Origin of the sequence: Cobetia amphilecti, from assembly GCF_020217465.1 — a bacterium.
Classification (GTDB): domain Bacteria; phylum Pseudomonadota; class Gammaproteobacteria; order Pseudomonadales; family Halomonadaceae; genus Cobetia; species Cobetia amphilecti.
Genome location: NZ_CP084115.1, coordinates 182,350 through 199,315, shown reverse-complemented (window position 1 = coordinate 199,315; position 16,966 = coordinate 182,350). Strand labels below are relative to the sequence as shown.

Genomic DNA, 16,966 nt, shown 5'->3' with positions numbered 1-16,966 from the left:
CCTTCTCGCGATCGCGGCTGCTCGACGCCACGGGCAGCCGCGTCATACGCGCCGCAACGAGTAAGCGTCCCGATGAAAAACGTCACCCTGAGCACCCTGCGCCGCCTCAAGGCCGATGGTGAGACGTTCAGTTGCCTCACCGCCTACGATGCCACCTTTGCTCATCTTGCCAGCGATGCCGGCATTGAAGTGCTGCTGGTCGGCGACTCTCTCGGCATGGTCCTGCAGGGCCATACCAGCACCCTGCCCGTCACCATCGATGACATCTGCTACCACACCGCCGCCGTGGCACGTGGCAAGCAAGGCAGCCTGCTGATGGCCGACCTGCCCTTCATGAGCAATGCCAGCACCGACATCCTGCTCGACCATGCGGCGCGTCTGATGCGTGCCGGTGCCGAGATGGTCAAGGTCGAAGGCGAAGCCTGGCTGGCCGAAGCCGTCACCGCGCTCGTTCAGCGTGGCGTGCCGGTCTGCGTGCACATGGGCCTGACGCCACAGCACGTGCATGCCTTCGGCGGCTACAAGGTGCAGGGTCGCGACGAGGCACGCGCCGAGCAGATCATCGCCGATGCGCGCACGCTGGAAGCCGCAGGCGCCGCGATCATCCTGCTCGAATGCGTGCCGTCCGAGCTGGCCGCGCGCATTCGTGATGCCGTCGAGGTGCCGGTGATCGGCATCGGTGCTGGCGTGGACGTCGATGGCCAGATTCTGGTCATGCACGACATGCTCGACCTGACACCCGGCCGCAAGCCGCGCTTCGTCAAGAATTTCATGAGCGATGCCGGCAGCGTGCAGGAGGCCTTCGCCGCCTACCACCAGGCGGTCAAGACGCGCAGCTTCCCGGCGCCGGAGCACGGCTTCTGATGAAAACCGTCTCCCAGATCAACGCCCTGCGCGAGCAACTCGCCCAGGCACGCCGCGATGGCCTGCGTATCGCCCTGGTGCCGACCATGGGCAACCTGCATGCCGGCCACCTGTCGCTGGTCCGTGAAGCGCGCCGCCATGCCGACATGGTCGTCGCGAGTATCTTCGTCAATCCGCTGCAGTTCGGCCCCGGCGAAGACCTCGACAGCTATCCGCGCACCCTCGAGGCCGACCAGAATGCGCTGGCCGCAGAAGGATGTGACCTGCTGTTCGCCCCCTCGACGGCGGAACTCTACCCCGCGGGCCGCGACGGACTGTGCAACGTGCAGGTGCCGGGCGTTTCCGAAGGCCTGTGCGGCGGCAACCGTCCAGGTCACTTCGATGGCGTCGCCACCGTCGTCAGCATCCTGTTCAATCTGGTGCGCCCTGAAGTCGCCTGTTTCGGCGAGAAGGACTTCCAGCAGCTGGCCGTGATCCGCAAGCTCAACCGCGACCTGCACTTCGGCATCGAGATCATCGGTGTGCCCATCGTGCGTGCTGAGGATGGTCTGGCACTGTCATCACGCAACGGCTACCTGAGTACGCAGGAGCGCGCCATCGCGCCGCGTCTCAAGCAGTGCCTCGACGCCCTGAAGGCTCGCCTTGAGCAGGGCGTGGCGCGTGATGTGGCGCTGCGCGAGGCACTGGCCGCCATCAGCGAGAGCGGCTTCAAGCCGGACTATCTCGAGCTGCGCCGCGCGGCTGACCTGGGGGCGGTCGAGGATGACACGCGCGAGGCGGTGATTCTGGTCGCCGCTCATCTGGGCCGTACGCGCCTGCTCGATAACCTGAAGGTCGCCTTGCCGGTGGCCTGATGCCTGATTAGACTGCGCCGCCTTGCACCCTGGCGTGGCACTGTCCGCCACGTCATACGCGCCATGGCCCTGGTCCCAGGGCCTCGATCTGCGCCCGGCGGCGCTCAACTGGAGACATCCTGATGCAAGCCATCATGCTCAAGGCCAAGCTGCACATGGCCCGCGTGACTCACGCCGTCCTCAACTACGAGGGCTCCTGCGCCATCGATGGCGACCTGCTCGACATGGCAGGCATTCGTGAGTATGAACAGATCCAGATCTACAACGTGGACAACGGCAAGCGCTTCACCACCTATGCCATTCGCGGCGAAGAAGGCTCGAAGATCATCTCGGTGAACGGCGCCGCAGCCCACCAGGCCGACGTCGGCGACCGCGTGATCATCTGCGCCTTCGCCCACTACGCCGAGAGCGAACTGGACGCGCACAAGCCCTCCATGGTCTATCTGATGGAAGGCAACGAGGTCAGCCATACGGCCAACGCCATCCCGGTCCAGATGGCCTGAGCACCCCTTGCTGCCTGCCGCTCCACGCCCTGAGGGCTGATGCTTTCAGGCCTCGAGCCTGCCGCGAGCGCTCCAACACGACGCCAGCCCTGCCTGCCAGAGCGCTGGCGTCGTGCCGTCTGGACAGGCGATACGTATGGCTAAAGGCTGACACTGGAGATGCCCTTTGGCGATTGCCGCACCGCACAAAACTGCCTTATGCTGGAATCTCACCTCAGCAGGACTGCGCCTCGCCCGCTTGATGGCATGGCCATAGTCGCAGCCAATTGACTCAGACAGTCTCGCAAGAGAACAGGAGCGTTCAGATGCAGGATGTGGTGATCGTAGCAGCCCGTCGTACCGCCGTAGGCGCCTTCGGTGGCAGCCTGGCTGGCATTTCCGCCGCGGATCTCGGCGCACATGTCATCAAGGATATCCTCGCCAGCACGGGTGTCAGTGGCGATCAGGTCGATGAAGTGCTTCTGGGTCAGGTGCTGACAGCAGGGTGCGGTCAGAACCCGGCACGTCAGGCGGTCATCAAGGCAGGCTTGCCGGAAGGCGTGCCCGCCATGACCATCAACAAGGTCTGCGGGTCTGGCCTCAAGGCGCTGCACCTGGCCACCCAGGCCATCCGTTGCGGCGATGCCGAGCTGATTCTGGCCGGCGGTCAGGAAAACATGTCCCTGTCTCCGCACGTGCTGCCCAACTCGCGTGACGGCAAGCGCATGGGCGACTGGAAGGCGATCGACTCCATGGTCCACGACGGTCTGTGGGATGCCTTCAATGACATCCACATGGGCATCACCGCCGAGAATCTGGCCGAGAAATACGAGATCACCCGTGAAGCCCAGGACGCCTTCGCGGCCGCCTCTCAGCAGAAGGCCTGCGCAGCCATCGAAGCTGGCCGCTTCAAGGGCCAGATCGTCCCGGTCGAGATCCCGCAGCGCAAGGGCGACCCGATCGTCTTCGATACCGACGAGAACCCGCGCGCCGGTACCACGGCCGAGAAGCTCGGCGGCATGCGCCCGGCCTTCAAGAAGGATGGCACCGTTACCGCCGGCAACGCCTCGGCGCTCAACGACGGCGCTGCCGTGGTCATGCTGTGCTCCGCCGACAAGGCACGCGAGCTGGGCCTGACGCCGCTGGCGACCATCAAGGCCTACTCCAACGCGGGTGTTGATCCGAAGATCATGGGCATCGGCCCGGCGCCGGCGACTCGCCTGTGCCTCAAGAAGGCCGGCTGGAGCCTGGAAGACCTCGACCTGATCGAAGCCAACGAAGCCTTCGCCGCCCAGGCCCTGTCGGTCAACAAGGAGCTGGGCTGGGATGTCGACAAGGTCAACGTCAATGGCGGCGCCATTGCCCTCGGCCACCCGATCGGCGCCTCCGGCTGCCGTGTGCTGGTCTCGCTGGTGCACGAGATGATCGAGCGTGATGCCAAGAAGGGTCTGGCGACCCTGTGCATCGGTGGCGGTCAGGGTGTCGCGCTGGCCATCGAGCGCAGCTGATCGCTCACACCTGCCGACCGCATGAGCTCCCGCCGCTCGCGCAATCTCGAGCAGGGAGATATGCAAAAGCCCCCGCCAGTGACCTGGCGGGGGCTTTTTCTTGCCCGGAGGATTCGCCTCTCATGCAGAGCAGGCAAGACCGGGGCGGGGGCTCTCCGCGACGATCTGTCAGTCCTGGGCGGCGGCCTCTTCAGCCTGAGCAGCGGCAAAGGCCGCCTTCTCTTCTTCGCTGATCTCTTTCAGCGACAGCTTGACGCGATTGCGGTTGTCGATGTCGAGCACCTTGACCACCACCTCATCGCCTTCGTTGAGGTAGTCGCGTACGTCATTGACCCGCTCCTCGACGATCTGCGAGATGTGCAGCAGACCATCAGTGCCCGGCATGAAGGTGATGAAGGCACCGAAGTCAGCGATGCGCGCCACCTTGCCGGCATAGAGCTTGCCGATCTCGGCCTCGGCAATGATGCCCTCGACGTACTTGGCAGCCGCCTGCGCCTGCGCCTTGTGCTCGGCATAGATGCGCACGCTGCCATCATCGTCGAGATCGACATTGGCGCCAGTCTCTTCACAGATCTTGCGGATGGTGGAGCCGCCCTTGCCGATCACGTCACGCACCTTGTTGGGCGCGATCTTGAGGGACAGCATCGCCGGGGCATTGTCCGAGACTTCCTGGCGACTGGCGGCCAGCACCTCATTCATCTGCGCGAGGATGGTCAGACGTGCCTCGAGGGCCTGTTCCAGCGCCTGCTCAAGAATCTCCTCGTCGATCCCCTCGATCTTGATGTCCATCTGCAGCGCGGTAACGCCTTCGGCGGTCCCCGCGACCTTGAAGTCCATGTCGCCGAGGTGATCCTCATCGCCGAGGATATCGGTCAGTATCGCGACGCCATTGGCGTCCTTGACCAGCCCCATGGCGATACCCGCGACCGGCGCCTTGAGCGGCACACCGGCGTCCATCAGCGCAAGCGAGGCGCCACACACGGACGCCATCGAGCTCGAACCATTGGATTCGGTGATCTCGGAGACGACACGGATCGCGTAGGGGAAGGCCTGCAGCGACGGCAGCATGGATTCGATGCCACGACGCGCCAGACGCCCATGACCGATCTCACGTCGCTTGGGCGCGCCGATGAAGCCTGTCTCGCCAACGCAGTAGGGCGGGAAGTTGTAGTGCAGCATGAAGCGGTCCTGCTTCTCGCCGGACAGCCCTTCGATCAGCTGTGAGTCGCGCGTGGTCCCCAGGGTGGCAGTGGCGATCGCCTGGGTCTCGCCGCGGGTGAACAGCGCCGAACCATGCGCCTTGGGCAACACGCCCACCGCCATGTCCAGCGCTCGCACGGTGCGCGTATCACGACCATCGATACGCGGCTCGCCGGCGATCACGCGCTGACGCACGATACGCTTCTCGAGCGCCGCGAAGGCCGTGGCGACGGCCTCGACGCTGAAGCGCGCATCATCCTCGGCGCCCAGCAGGTCGATGGCCTGCGCCTTGAGCGCCGACAGACTGTCCTGACGCGCCATCTTGTCACTCAGGCGATAGGCATCACCGATCTGGGTGGCGAAGCTCTGCTCCAGCGCCTCGACCAGCACGCGGTCGAGCTTCTGCGGCACCCACGCCCACTTGGGACGATTGACCTTGGCGGCGAACGTCTCGATCCCCGTGATGGCCTTCTGCATCTCGTGATGGCCATAGAGCACGGCGCCGAGCATCTCGTCTTCCAGCAGCTCCTGGGCCTCGGACTCGACCATCAACACGGCCTTCTCGGTCCCCGCCACCACCATGTCCAGCTCGGAATGCGCCAGTTCGCTGTAGCCGGGATTCAGGAAGTAGCCGCGCTGCTCGCTGAAGCCGACGCGCGCCGCGCCCACGGGGCCCGCGAAGGGTACACCGGAGATGCAAAGCGCTGCAGAGGTGCCGAGCAGTGCCGCGATGTCCGGGTCGACATTGCGCTCCGCCGACATCACCGTGCAGACCACCTGCACCTCATTCATGAAGCCTTCGGGAAACAGCGGGCGCATCGGGCGGTCGATCAAGCGTGAGGTCAGGGTTTCCTTCTCGGTGGGACGCCCTTCGCGCTTGAGGAAGCCGCCGGGGATGCGCCCCGCCGCGTAGGCCTTCTCCTGATAGTGGACCGACAACGGGAAGAAGGACTGGCCGGATTTCGGCGACGCCTTGGCCACCACGGTGCACAACACCGAGGTATTGCCCATGGTCACCATCACGCTACCGGTCGCCTGACGCGCGATGCGGCCGGTCTCGAGGGTGATGGTGTCATTACCGTACTGGAAGCTGTGCGTTACCGGGTTCACGGCGCATGTCCTTTAATCTGATAGTCATCGATGCCAGGCGCTCATGGTAAAGCGCGCCACAGGCAATGAAAAGCGGGTTGATCCCACGCGACAAGCGGGCTGCAGCGCGGGTCGAGCCTCTGATCTGAAGCCCGGATCACCTCGGTATCAGGCACAAAAAAACCGACACCGCCCGCAGGCAGTGTCGGTTTTCCTGTGCCCACCGGGGGCCCGCCATGCACCGAAGTGCATGGCGGCAACATCGCTGATTAGCGACGCAGACCCAGACGCTGGATCAGAGCGGTGTAACGCTCGAAGTCCTTGCGCTTGAGGTAGTCAAGCAGCTTGCGGCGCTGGTTGACCATGCGGATCAGACCACGACGGGAGTGGTGATCCTGCTTGTTGGCCTTGAAGTGACCCTGCAGGCCATCAATGTTGGCGCTCAGCAGAGCAACCTGAACTTCCGGGGAACCGGTGTCGTTCTCGCCACGGCCGAATTCGGTAACGATCTCAGCCTTCTTCTCAGCGGTAAGTGCCATCTGTCTCTCCAGTAAGCAATATGCTTGATAGATTAGAAATGTCGAAGACCACGCATATTTGCAGTCTTCATGCGGCTTGCGGCGAGGCCGCAATCAGCTCACCCAGCCGCCGCCTCGACGGCAGAACTGAGCAGTCGGCGAGGAGCGATGACGCCCTCCGCCGCAATCCGGACCAGCCCGAGCAACTGCTGGTCCTGATACACACGAGCCAGGGAGTCCACTTCCAGCGACCCTGTCGTCGTTTCAGCCTGTTGACCACGCAATATCATCCGCGCCATCTCGGCAGTGATGTCGAGACACGGGAGATGATCGAGCAGGATGTCGACAGGTAACAGAACGCCTTCACGTGCCTGCTGGTCAGCCAGCGCCTCGAGGCGCTCGAAATCCAGCATGGCATCACCCGTGAACGGGCCCGTCTTGAGACGACGCAGTGCCGTGAGGTGGGCTCCACAGCCCAGCGCCTCGCCGATATCCTCGGCCAGACTGCGTATGTAGGTACCCTTGCTGACCGCCACTTCGATCTCGATGCCATCGGAGTGCCGCGCAAGAAGCGCCATATTGTAGATGGTAACGCGACGGACTGCACGCTCGATTTCAATCCCCTGGCGCGCCAGCTCATAGAGCGGACGTCCCTGGTGCTTGAGCGCGGAGTACATCGGCGGTACCTGATCTATCTCGCCACGGAACCTGTCCAGCACCGCGTCCAGCTCGGCCTGCGCAATCTCGGGAATCTCCCGCTCGCGAATCACCGTGCCTTCCGCATCACCGGTATCGGTGACCTGGCCAAACTTGATCCGTGCCCGATAGACCTTGTCTGCCTCGAGAAGATGCGAGGAGAACTTGGTCGCTTCCCCGAAGCAGACCGGCAACAAGCCGGTCGCCATCGGGTCGAGCGTGCCGGTATGACCGGCCTTCTGCGCCTGGTAGAGGCGACGAGCCTTCTGAAGCGCATAGTTGCTGGACATGCCCTTGGGCTTGTCCAGCAACAGAACGCCATCGATCGGCAAGCCGCGACGACGACGCGCCATCAGGCGTCCGGCGTGGTGCCCGGGGCACCATCTTCGCTGTCGTCATCACCGCGTTCAGCACTGCGCTTGCGATCGTCAGCGACCGCATCGTTGATCAGTGAGGACAGGTGATGGCCACGAACGACGCTTTCATCGTAATGAAAACGCAGTTCCGGCACGTGACGCAGCTGAATGGTGCGCGCCAGCTGGGAGCGCAGGAAACCTGCCGCGCGCTTGAGCACGGCGAGGTTTTCCTTGATGCGTTCCGGGCTGTCGTCACCCAGCAGGGTCACGTAGACATCGGAGTAGGACAGGTCGCGGCTGACCTTGGCGGCGCTGACCGTCAGCATGCCAAGGCGCGGGTCCTTGACCTCGCGCTGAATCAACAGCGCGAGCTCTTGCTGGATCTGGTCCGCCACGCGGTCAGTACGGCTGTATTCACGCATCCGTGATCTCTCCTTGCAGGGGCGCTATCAGAGCGTGCGCTCGACCTGGATCTGGTCGAACACCTCGATCTTGTCGCCAACCTGCACGTCGTTGTAGTTCTTGACGCCGATACCACATTCCATGCCGTTGCGGACTTCGTTGACGTCATCCTTGAAGCGACGCAGGGATTCCAGCTCGCCTTCATAGATGACCACGTTGTCACGCAGCACGCGGATGCGCTTGGAGCGGTACATGTTGCCTTCGACGACCATACAACCGGCGATCGCGCCGATCTTCGGTGCCTTGAAGACATCGCGCACTTCGGCAACACCGACGATCTGCTCGCGGAATTCCGGTGCCAGCATGCCAGTCATGGCCAGCTTGACCTCGTCGATCAGCTGGTAGATGACGCTGTAGTAGCGCAGATCCAGACCTTCACGTTCGACGATCTCACGCGCGGAGGCGTCAGCACGGACGTTGAAGCCGACCAGGATCGCTTCGGAAGCGAGTGCCAGGTTGGCATCGGTACCGGTGATACCACCGACACCGGAAGAGACCACGGCCACCTTGACTTCTTCGGTGGAGAGCTCTTCCAGCGCGCCACGGATGGCTTCCAGAGAACCCTGCACATCGGCCTTGAGGACGACGTTGACCTTGGCGACTTCGTCCTGACCCATCTGGGAGAACATGTTCTCCAGCTTGGCCTTCTGCTGACGTGCCAGGCGCACTTCGCGGTACTTGCCCTGACGGAAGTTGGCGACTTCACGTGCCTTCTTCTCGTCCGGGACCACGGTGAACTCTTCACCGGCGTCCGGCGTGCCACCCAGGCCCTGGATCTCGACCGGCATGGCCGGACCCACGGAATCGACCTGCTTGCCGAGTTCGTTGATCAGCGCACGCACACGGCCGTAATGCAGGCCGGCGAGGACGATATCGCCCTTCTTCAGCGTACCGTTCTGGACCAGCACGGTCGCGACCGGGCCACGGCCCTTGTCGAGACGGGACTCGACCACGACGCCTTTACCCGGCGCGGACGGCACGGCCTGAAGTTCGAGAACTTCGGAGACCAGCAGGACACCTTCGAGCAGCGCGTCGATGTTTTCGCCGGTCTTGGCGGAAACGTGGACGAACTGGGTATCACCACCCCATTCCTCGGAGATGACACCGTGCTGGGACAGCTCATTCTTGACGCGGTCCGGATCAGCACCCGGCTTGTCGATCTTGTTCACCGCCACGACCATCGGGACACCCGCGGCCTTGGAGTGCTCGACAGCCTCGATGGTCTGCGGCATCACGCCATCATCGGCAGCCACCACCAGGATGACGACGTCGGTCGCCTTGGCACCACGAGCACGCATGGCGGTGAACGCCGCGTGGCCCGGGGTATCCAGGAAGGTGATGTCACCGTTGTCGTGTTCGACGTGGTAGGCACCGATGTGCTGGGTGATACCACCCGCTTCACCTGTGGCAACCTTGGTGCGGCGGATATAATCCAGCAGCGAGGTCTTGCCGTGGTCGACGTGACCCATGACGGTAACGACCGGCGCGCGGGTGATCTGCTCACCTTCGTAGGAGATGCCTTCGAGAACGGCTGTCTCGAGTGCGTCATCCTTGATCAGCTTGGGCGTGTGGCCCATTTCCTCGACCACGATGGTCGCGGTTTCCTGATCGATCGTCTGGTTGATGGTGACCGCAGCGCCCATGTTGAACATGGTCTTGATCACTTCAGACGCCTTGACGGCCATCTTGTCGGCGAGGTCTGCCACTGAGATGGACTCAGGGATGGAGACTTCACGGACGAAGGTCTGGACCGGCTTCGGCGGCTGACGGTTGGCATCACGGCCACCACGACGACCACCGCGACGCTCGGCGCGCTTGACCTTCTTGGCCCCGCCACGCTTGCGTTCGCTACGGTCTTCACGGGCTTCGCGACGATCACGTGATTCATCACGCGGCGCAGCCTTGGCGCGACGCGGTGCATCACCACGCGGCTCCTTCGGCGGCGCATTGACTTCCGGCGCAGCGTCGGCGGCCGGTGCAGCGGCAGCAGCCGGTGCACTCTGACGCGGACGCTCTTCGCGACGGTTGTCATTGCCACGACGCTCTTCGCGCTGCGGTGCCGCAGCCGGCTTGTCCGCAACGGCAGCTGCCGGTGCAGCAGCAGCCGGCGCTTCTGCAGCCTGCTCTTCGCCCTCTTTGACGTAGGTACGCTTCTTGCGCACCTGCACCTCGATGGACTTGCCGCGACCGCTACCCGTGTTGATGCGAGACTTGGTCTTGCGGGTCAGGGTAATGCGGTTCTTGGGCGCTGCCGGAGCGGCGCCACCACCGTGGCTCTTGGTGAGGTGATCAAGCAACTTCTGCTTGTCGACCTCAGAGACGGCGTCGTTCTCTGACTTGTGCTTCAGACCCGCTTCATGCATCTGTTCCAGTAGGCGGGCTGACTCGCGGCCCACCTTCTTGGCGAATTCTTTGACTGTCATTTCTGACATGTACGACCCTCCTGAGCCCGTGACCTAGTTACTGTTCGCTTGCGAACCAGGGCGCGCGGGCGGTCATGATCAACGCCGCTGCTCGCTCTTCGTCGACGCCATCGATGTCTTTCAGATCATCGATGGCCTGCTCAGCAAGGTCTTCCATGGTGACGATACCCTTGCTGGCCAGGATGTATGCCAGATGACTCTCCATGCCTTCCATGTTGAGCAGGTCTTCGGCCGGCTGTGCGCCGTCCAGTTGCTCTTCAGTGGCGATGGCGAGATTCAGCAGTTCATCCTTGGCCCGAGCGCGCAGCTCCTCGACCAGATCCTGGTCAAAGCCCTCGACCTCGAGCATTTCCTCGAGCGGGACATAGGCGATTTCCTCGAGTGAGGTGAAGCCCTCGTCCACCAGGACACGGGCTAGATCCTCTTCAATCTCGAGATGAGTGATGAAATATTCGACGAAACTGTCGATTTCCTGCTCGCGCTTGCCCTCGGCTTCCGCCTCGGTCATGACGTTGAGCTGCCAACCGGTCAGCTCACTGGCCAGACGAACGTTCTGACCGCTGCGGCCGATGGCCTGAGCCAGGTTGTCCGCAGCGACAGCGACATCCATGGAATGGGTGTCTTCGTCGACCAGAATGGAACCGACATCTGCCGGCGCCATGGCGTTGATGACGAGCTGGGCAGGATTGTCATCCCACAGGATGATATCCACGCGTTCGTTACGTAGTTCATTGGACACGGCCTGCACGCGTGAACCACGCATGCCGACACAGGCACCGATCGGATCGATACGCTTGTCGTTGCTCTTGACCGCGATCTTGGCGCGCGAGCCCGGATCACGGGCAGCACCCTTGATCTCGATCAGCTGCTCGGCGATTTCCGGGACTTCGATCTTGAACAGCTCGATGATCAGCTCAGGACGCGTACGCGACAGGATCAGCTGAGAACCACGAGCATCCGCGTCGACTTTCCACAGCAGGGCACGAACCCGCTCGTTCAAGCGGTAGCGCTCGCCGTGAATCATCTCACCGCGCGGCAGGAAGCCTTCGGCGTTGTCGCCCAGATCGATGATGAGGCCATCACGTGTCGTCTTCTTGACGATACCCGCGACCAGCTCACCTTCACGCTCGGCGTAAAGGCGCACCACTTCCGCACGCTCGGCCTCGCGCACCTTCTGCACGATGACCTGCTTGGCGGTCTGTGCAGCGATGCGACCGAACGCTTCGGATTCGATCTGCTTCTCGACCACGGCACCCAGCGCCAGCGGCTCTTCGCGCTGTTCGGCGATGCTGGCCTTGATCTCGTAGTCCGGCGTCTCGAACTCGTCGTCTTCGACGACGGTCCAGCGACGGTAGGTCGCGTAATCACCGGTGACACGATCGATCTTGACGCGGATATCCGCCTCTTCCTGATCGAAACGCTTGCGTGACGCCGAAGCCAATGCCGCTTCGACGGCTTCGAAAATCACATCCCGCGGCACGCCTTTCTCGTTGGAGATGGCGTCAACGACCAGCAGAATCTCTTTGCTCATGACTTTGCCTCGCCAGAAACCTGTCCTTGCGCATCGACCCGGGCTCGCAACGCGAGCGGTGTGCCGACAACGTCAGTTATTTGAACTGCGGCACAATGCGTGCCTGGTCGATGCTTTCAATGGGAAAGCAGTATTCTTCTTCATCGACCCGGATCACGACATCACCGTCTTCGGTGCCAGTCACCAGCCCCTGGAACTTGCGCTGGCCATCGAAGGCCTGGCGAAGTCGCAGTGCCACCACGTGACCGATGTAGCGCTCGTACTGGTCAAGCGTGAACAACGGACGATCCATGCCTGGAGACGAGACTTCAAGCTGGAACTGACCGGTAATGGGGTCTTCGACATCCAGTACGGCACCCACCTGACGACTGACGTTTGCGCAGTTGTCCACGGTAATGCCATCGGGATGGTCGATATAGATCACCAGACGGGACTGCTTGCCTTGGGAGAGATAGTCGATACCCCAGAGCTCGAAGCCCAGAGCAGAGACGACTGGATCGATAAGCGCGTTAAGCGCAGCGTCCTTGGTTGACACAGACGAGGCTCCTACAGCAGTTGCATCAGGCACCTGACCGGGAGTAGAGAAGAGAGCTAGGTGGCTGATTGGCACTGGTGCTAACAAAAAGCCCCTTCATAGGAAGGGGCCTTTCAAGAAACTTGGTAGCGGGGACCGGATTTGAACCGATGACCTTCGGGTTATGAGCCCGACGAGCTACCAGACTGCTCCACCCCGCAACAATAGTCGGACGATGGTAATGTCACCGAAAAAGGAGGTCAAGGAATGACGTCTTTCCAAGGTGGCAGAGTTGCGTCCAGACTGCCAATCGATCTAACAAGATGGTGCCGAAGGGGGGACTTGAACCCCCACGACCATAAGGTCACTACCCCCTCAAGATAGCGTGTCTACCAATTCCACCACTTCGGCACGGGGGCGGGTATCGCCTGAGACGTTACCCGGAAGAATTCAAAGTTAACGCCTTGAATTCCTTAGAGTGCTGGTTGGTCTGCGTTGCCGCTTTCCTCAAGCACTGGCGACGTATTCTCCACACTTTCCTCGGAGTCGTCAAGTGATGGCAGTGAATTTTTCTGCTGCTCGATCACGCTGGCATTCGGAATGCCCGCTTCGACTGACGGCTGGTTGGCGTTGGACGCGAACCAGGCCAGTGTCAGAGAGGTCGCGAAGAAGCCCGCGGCCAGAACACCCGTGAAGCGCGCGAGGAAGTTGCCGCTACCGCTGGACCCGAAAACGGTCTGGGAAGCACCACCGCCACCAAAGGCAGCGCCAGCTTCGGCACCCTTGCCCTGCTGGAGAAGGACGAGCACGATCAGCGCGACCGCGAGTACCACATGGACCATCAGAACGGCTACTTGCATGAGATTCAACCTGCAGACTGGCAAATGGCTAGGAATTCGTCGATCTGGAGCGAGGCACCGCCCACGAGACCGCCGTCGATATCCGGCTGCGCAAGCAGCTCGGCGGCATTGGCAGCTTTCATGCTGCCGCCGTACAACAATTGCATTGCCTCGGCGAGCGAGGCAGACCACTCGGCCAGGCGCGCGCGAATGGCCGCATGGACCTCCTGCGCCTGCTGGGGCGAGGCGGTGCGCCCGGTACCGATGGCCCAGACGGGCTCATAGGCGACGACCAGACGTGTGCGCGCATCGGCGGAGAGCGCGGAGAACACCGCCTCCAGCTGCCCCAGCACGACACGCTCCGTATCACCGGCTTCACGCTCCTCGAGCGTCTCACCGACGCACAGCACCGGCGTGAGGCCAGCGGCAAGCGCCGCCTCGACACGCGCCAGCACCGCCGCATCGTCTTCAGCATACAGGCTTCGACGCTCCGAGTGACCGACCAGCACCATCGCGGCACCGACATCCTTGAGCATCTGACCCGCCACTTCGCCGGTAAAGGCACCTTCGCTCGCCGGGTTCAGCGTCTGCCCCGCCAGCGCCACGCTCACAGGCATGCTCGCGCGAGCGGCGCTCAGATAAGGGAAAGGCACTGCCAGCGCCACCTGAATGCCCTGCGGCAGCTCAGCCGCCTGCAGGCCCCGGGCAAACTCATCGACCAGGGCAAGATCACCATTCATCTTCCAGTTTCCGGCAATCAGCGGTGTACGCATGTGCTTCTCCCTTGTGAGCAGTGCGAGGATGGTAATGGAGCCGCCCTTGACTGACAACCTTCGCGACCCCTGTCAAGCCCCGTGATCCGGCGCGATCAGGCTCGGGGCAACTGCCAGAAACGACAACAGGCGCACTCGGCGCCTGTTGTCGTCCTGTGCAACCCGACCGCTCAGCGACGTGAACCGTCGCCCCGGCGAGCTGCCATGTCAGCGCATCACGCCGACATGCTGGATTCGACCGTCGCGGCGATCTGACCCGCCAGCGCATCGACATCGAAGTGCGGACGCCCTTCGACCATGACGCGAATCAGCGGTTCCGTACCGCTGGGACGCAGCAGCACGCGCCCTTCATTGCCCAGCGTCTGTTCCACTTCGACCACCGCGGCCTGCACGGCATCCGCCGCCATCAGTGCCTTGTTGTCACAACCCGGCGCCAGACGCACATTGATCAGCGCCTGCGGGGCCTTTTCGAAGCCGACCAGCAACTCGCTGAGCGAGCACTCTTCACGCGCCATGATCGCCAGCACCTGCAGCGCCGAGACGATGCCATCACCGGTGCTCTGGATATGGCTGCAGACGATGTGACCGGAGGATTCGCCACCCAGCTGCCAGCCATTGGCTTCCAGACGCTCGATGACGTAGCGGTCACCGACCTTGGCACGCTCGAAGGGAATTCCCAGGCCTTCCAGCGCAGCCGCCAGACCGAAGTTGGACATCAGGGTGCCGACGACACCGCCGCCCAGCACACCGCGCTCGTGACGGTCACGCGCGATCATGTAGAGGATGTCGTCACCATCGATGACACGGCCATCGGCATCGACCAGGATCAGGCGGTCACCATCCCCATCGAAGGCCACGCCCAGATCGGCGCCCTGCTCGATGACGGCCGCGCGCAGCGCCTGCGGGTGCGTGGAGCCGACGCCCTGATTGATGTTGAGGCCATCCGGCTCACCGCCGATGACGCTGACCTTGGCACCCAGCTCACGGAAGACGTTCGGCGCGATGTGATAGGTCGCACCATGCGCGCAATCCAGCACCACCTTCATGCCGTGCAGGCCCAGACGGCCCGGCAGCGTGGACTTGCAGAATTCGATATAGCGACCGGCCGCATCCTGGATGCGTGACGCCTTGCCCAGGCTGTCCGGGCCGACGATCACGATGTCGCGGTCCAGCTCGGCTTCGATCTCGGCTTCCAGCGCATCATCCAGCTTGGTGCCGGCAGCGGAGAAGAACTTGATGCCGTTGTCCGGATAGGCGTTGTGGGAGGCCGAGATGACGATGCCGGCATCGGCGCGGAAGGTGCGCGTCAGATAGGCGATCCCCGGCGTCGGCATCGGGCCGAGCAGGGACACATCGACGCCCGCTGCCGAAAGGCCGGACTCGAGCGCGGATTCGAACATGTAGCCCGAGATGCGCGTGTCCTTGCCGATCAATACCTTGCCGCGGCCGTGACGGGCAAACACGCGGCCTGCCGCCCAGCCCAGCTTGAGCATGAAGTCTGGCGTGATGGGGAATTCCCCGACCGTGCCGCGAATACCATCCGTACCAAAATAACGTCGACTCATCGTATCGTGCCTTCCTGTAGCACGGCCCATGCCATGTCGACAGCGTCGACAGTCGGGGCCACGTCGTGAACGCGAAACAGTCTGGCCCCGTCACGAACGGCCAATGCCGTCAGTGCCAGGTTACCAGCCAAGCGATCCTCTACCGCGCGCCCGAGGGCATTGCCGATCATGCTCTTGCGTGACGTGCCGATCAGCAGCGGGAGGTTGAATTCATGCAACTGCGCCATGCGGTGATACAGGCGCAGATTGTCTTGCAGTGACTTGCCGAAGCCGAAGCCGGGGTCCAGTAGCAGTCGCTCACGCGCAATGCCCGCCGCCTCACAGGCCGCGATACGCGCCGCTAGGAACGTCCGGACTTCCTGCTCGATGGACTGAGCATAATGCGTATCCTGCTGCATGGTGTCCGGCTCGCCGCGCATGTGCATCAGACAGACGGGCAGGCCGCTGTCAGCGGCGGCCTCCAGCGCGCCGTCTCGATTCAGCGCACGCACGTCATTGATCATGCCGGCCCCCAGCCGTGCGGTTTCGCGCATGACTTGCGGGTTGCTGGTATCGATGCTCACCAATGCGCCCAGCTCGCTCACCAGCCGCTCCACCACCGGGCAGACCCGCTCAAGCTCTTCTTCGGTGCTGACCGGCGTCGCTCCGGGTCGCGTCGACTCACCGCCGACATCGATCATCGCGGCACCATCGGCCAGCATCTGCTCGGCATTGCGCAGCGCGGCGTCCAGAGTCGCGCTGCGGCCGCCATCCGAGAAGGAATCCGGCGTCACGTTGAGAATCCCCATCACCCGCGGACGCGAGAGATCGAGAAGGTGTCCAGCGCACTCCAATGACATCAGATGGCCCACTCGAGGCTCGAGAGGCGTACTCAAGGCAGAATTCGTCATGGCATTCCATGCAGGCGAGAGAGGCGTGAAGGTGACTTCGCAGCCCGGTCAGAAATGATTGGGCACCACTTTAAAGAGCCAGCCCATGGCGCGCAAGGCGTGGAATGGCCACCACACGGGGCGTCAGCAGATGGCAACGCCATTGGCTCAGACCTTTCACCCCACGCTCATCATGGCGCTGACAATGCCCGTGCAGAGACATGAGTCGACGCCGTCACACCACGGCGTAGGCCACTCATCAGCAGCACCTTAACTTCACCAGCGTCCTTGCTGCAGCGGTACAGGTCACCATTACTGCAGACAAGAAAACGCCCGACTGGTAAGCCAGTCGGGCGTTTTTCCTTTCAGAGGCTCAGACATCGCATGCGATATCGGGCGCCCCTTATGCTTACATCAGGCCTA

Annotated in this window: 15 protein-coding genes and 2 tRNA genes; 4 read left to right on the top strand and 13 right to left on the bottom strand. The window is 62.8% G+C overall.

The genetic code is table 11. From position 1 onward, the window contains the following. Positions 1 to 72: 72 nt before the first annotated feature. The 4 genes from panB to LCW13_RS00880 all read left to right on the top strand — a co-directional run bounded on the left by panB (position 73) and on the right by LCW13_RS00880 (position 3,708). A complete protein-coding gene (gene panB, locus LCW13_RS00895; protein WP_043333413.1) occupies positions 73 to 864 on the top strand; it encodes a 3-methyl-2-oxobutanoate hydroxymethyltransferase in 792 nt (263 codons plus the stop codon). After that, complete coding sequence (gene panC / locus LCW13_RS00890; protein WP_043333411.1) at positions 864 to 1,718, top strand: pantoate--beta-alanine ligase; 855 nt, start codon at positions 864 to 866, stop codon at positions 1,716 to 1,718. Before panB ends, panC begins: the two co-directional genes overlap by 1 nt. Before the next feature lie 122 nt (positions 1,719 to 1,840). Continuing rightward, positions 1,841 to 2,221, top strand: a complete 381-nt coding sequence (panD, locus tag LCW13_RS00885) for an aspartate 1-decarboxylase (protein WP_043333409.1) — start codon at positions 1,841 to 1,843, stop codon at positions 2,219 to 2,221. 305 nt (positions 2,222 to 2,526) lie between these two features. Beyond that, a complete protein-coding gene (locus tag LCW13_RS00880) occupies positions 2,527 to 3,708 on the top strand; it encodes an acetyl-CoA C-acetyltransferase (protein ID WP_043333407.1) in 1,182 nt (393 codons plus the stop codon). 168 nt (positions 3,709 to 3,876) lie between these two features. Here LCW13_RS00880 and pnp read toward each other — a convergent pair whose 3' ends face one another. The 13 genes from pnp to folP form a co-directional block, all read right to left on the bottom strand. Further along, complete coding sequence (gene pnp / locus LCW13_RS00875; protein WP_043333405.1) at positions 3,877 to 6,018, bottom strand: polyribonucleotide nucleotidyltransferase; 2,142 nt, start codon at positions 6,016 to 6,018, stop codon at positions 3,877 to 3,879. 248 nt (positions 6,019 to 6,266) lie between these two features. Next, positions 6,267 to 6,536, bottom strand: a complete 270-nt coding sequence (gene rpsO / locus LCW13_RS00870) for a 30S ribosomal protein S15 (protein WP_024952154.1) — start codon at positions 6,534 to 6,536, stop codon at positions 6,267 to 6,269. A 98-nt stretch (positions 6,537 to 6,634) separates the two neighbouring features. Continuing rightward, on the bottom strand, positions 6,635 to 7,564 hold the full coding sequence (truB, locus tag LCW13_RS00865; RefSeq protein ID WP_043333402.1) for a tRNA pseudouridine(55) synthase TruB: 930 nt from the start codon (positions 7,562 to 7,564) through the stop codon (positions 6,635 to 6,637). Beyond that, positions 7,564 to 7,989: a 30S ribosome-binding factor RbfA gene (gene rbfA / locus LCW13_RS00860; RefSeq protein ID WP_043333400.1), complete on the bottom strand. Its 426-nt coding sequence runs from the start codon at positions 7,987 to 7,989 to the stop codon at positions 7,564 to 7,566. Before rbfA ends, truB begins: the two co-directional genes overlap by 1 nt. A gap of 27 nt (positions 7,990 to 8,016) precedes the next feature. Next, complete coding sequence (gene infB / locus LCW13_RS00855) at positions 8,017 to 10,461, bottom strand: translation initiation factor IF-2 (protein WP_043333398.1); 2,445 nt, start codon at positions 10,459 to 10,461, stop codon at positions 8,017 to 8,019. A 28-nt stretch (positions 10,462 to 10,489) separates the two neighbouring features. Continuing rightward, a complete protein-coding gene (nusA, locus tag LCW13_RS00850; protein WP_043333395.1) occupies positions 10,490 to 11,983 on the bottom strand; it encodes a transcription termination factor NusA in 1,494 nt (497 codons plus the stop codon). 76 nt (positions 11,984 to 12,059) lie between these two features. Continuing rightward, positions 12,060 to 12,518, bottom strand: a complete 459-nt coding sequence (gene rimP, locus LCW13_RS00845) for a ribosome maturation factor RimP (RefSeq protein WP_043333393.1) — start codon at positions 12,516 to 12,518, stop codon at positions 12,060 to 12,062. Between the two features lie 123 nt (positions 12,519 to 12,641). Further along, positions 12,642 to 12,718, bottom strand: a tRNA-Met gene (locus LCW13_RS00840). Positions 12,719 to 12,821: 103 nt separating this feature from the next. After that, a tRNA-Leu gene (locus LCW13_RS00835) sits at positions 12,822 to 12,908 on the bottom strand. A gap of 62 nt (positions 12,909 to 12,970) precedes the next feature. Continuing rightward, positions 12,971 to 13,357, bottom strand: coding sequence for a preprotein translocase subunit SecG (secG, locus tag LCW13_RS00830; RefSeq protein ID WP_043333391.1), 387 nt, complete (start codon positions 13,355 to 13,357; stop codon positions 12,971 to 12,973). A gap of 5 nt (positions 13,358 to 13,362) precedes the next feature. Continuing rightward, positions 13,363 to 14,109 (bottom strand): triose-phosphate isomerase, encoded by a 747-nt coding sequence (gene tpiA / locus LCW13_RS00825; RefSeq protein WP_043333389.1) that lies wholly within the window; start codon positions 14,107 to 14,109, stop codon positions 13,363 to 13,365. A gap of 215 nt (positions 14,110 to 14,324) precedes the next feature. Then, entirely contained in the window at positions 14,325 to 15,674 is a 1,350-nt protein-coding gene (gene glmM / locus LCW13_RS00820) for a phosphoglucosamine mutase (protein ID WP_043333386.1), read from the bottom strand. After that, positions 15,671 to 16,564 (bottom strand): dihydropteroate synthase, encoded by an 894-nt coding sequence (folP, locus tag LCW13_RS00815; RefSeq protein WP_378080094.1) that lies wholly within the window; start codon positions 16,562 to 16,564, stop codon positions 15,671 to 15,673. Before folP ends, glmM begins: the two co-directional genes overlap by 4 nt. Positions 16,565 to 16,966 lie beyond the last annotated feature (402 nt).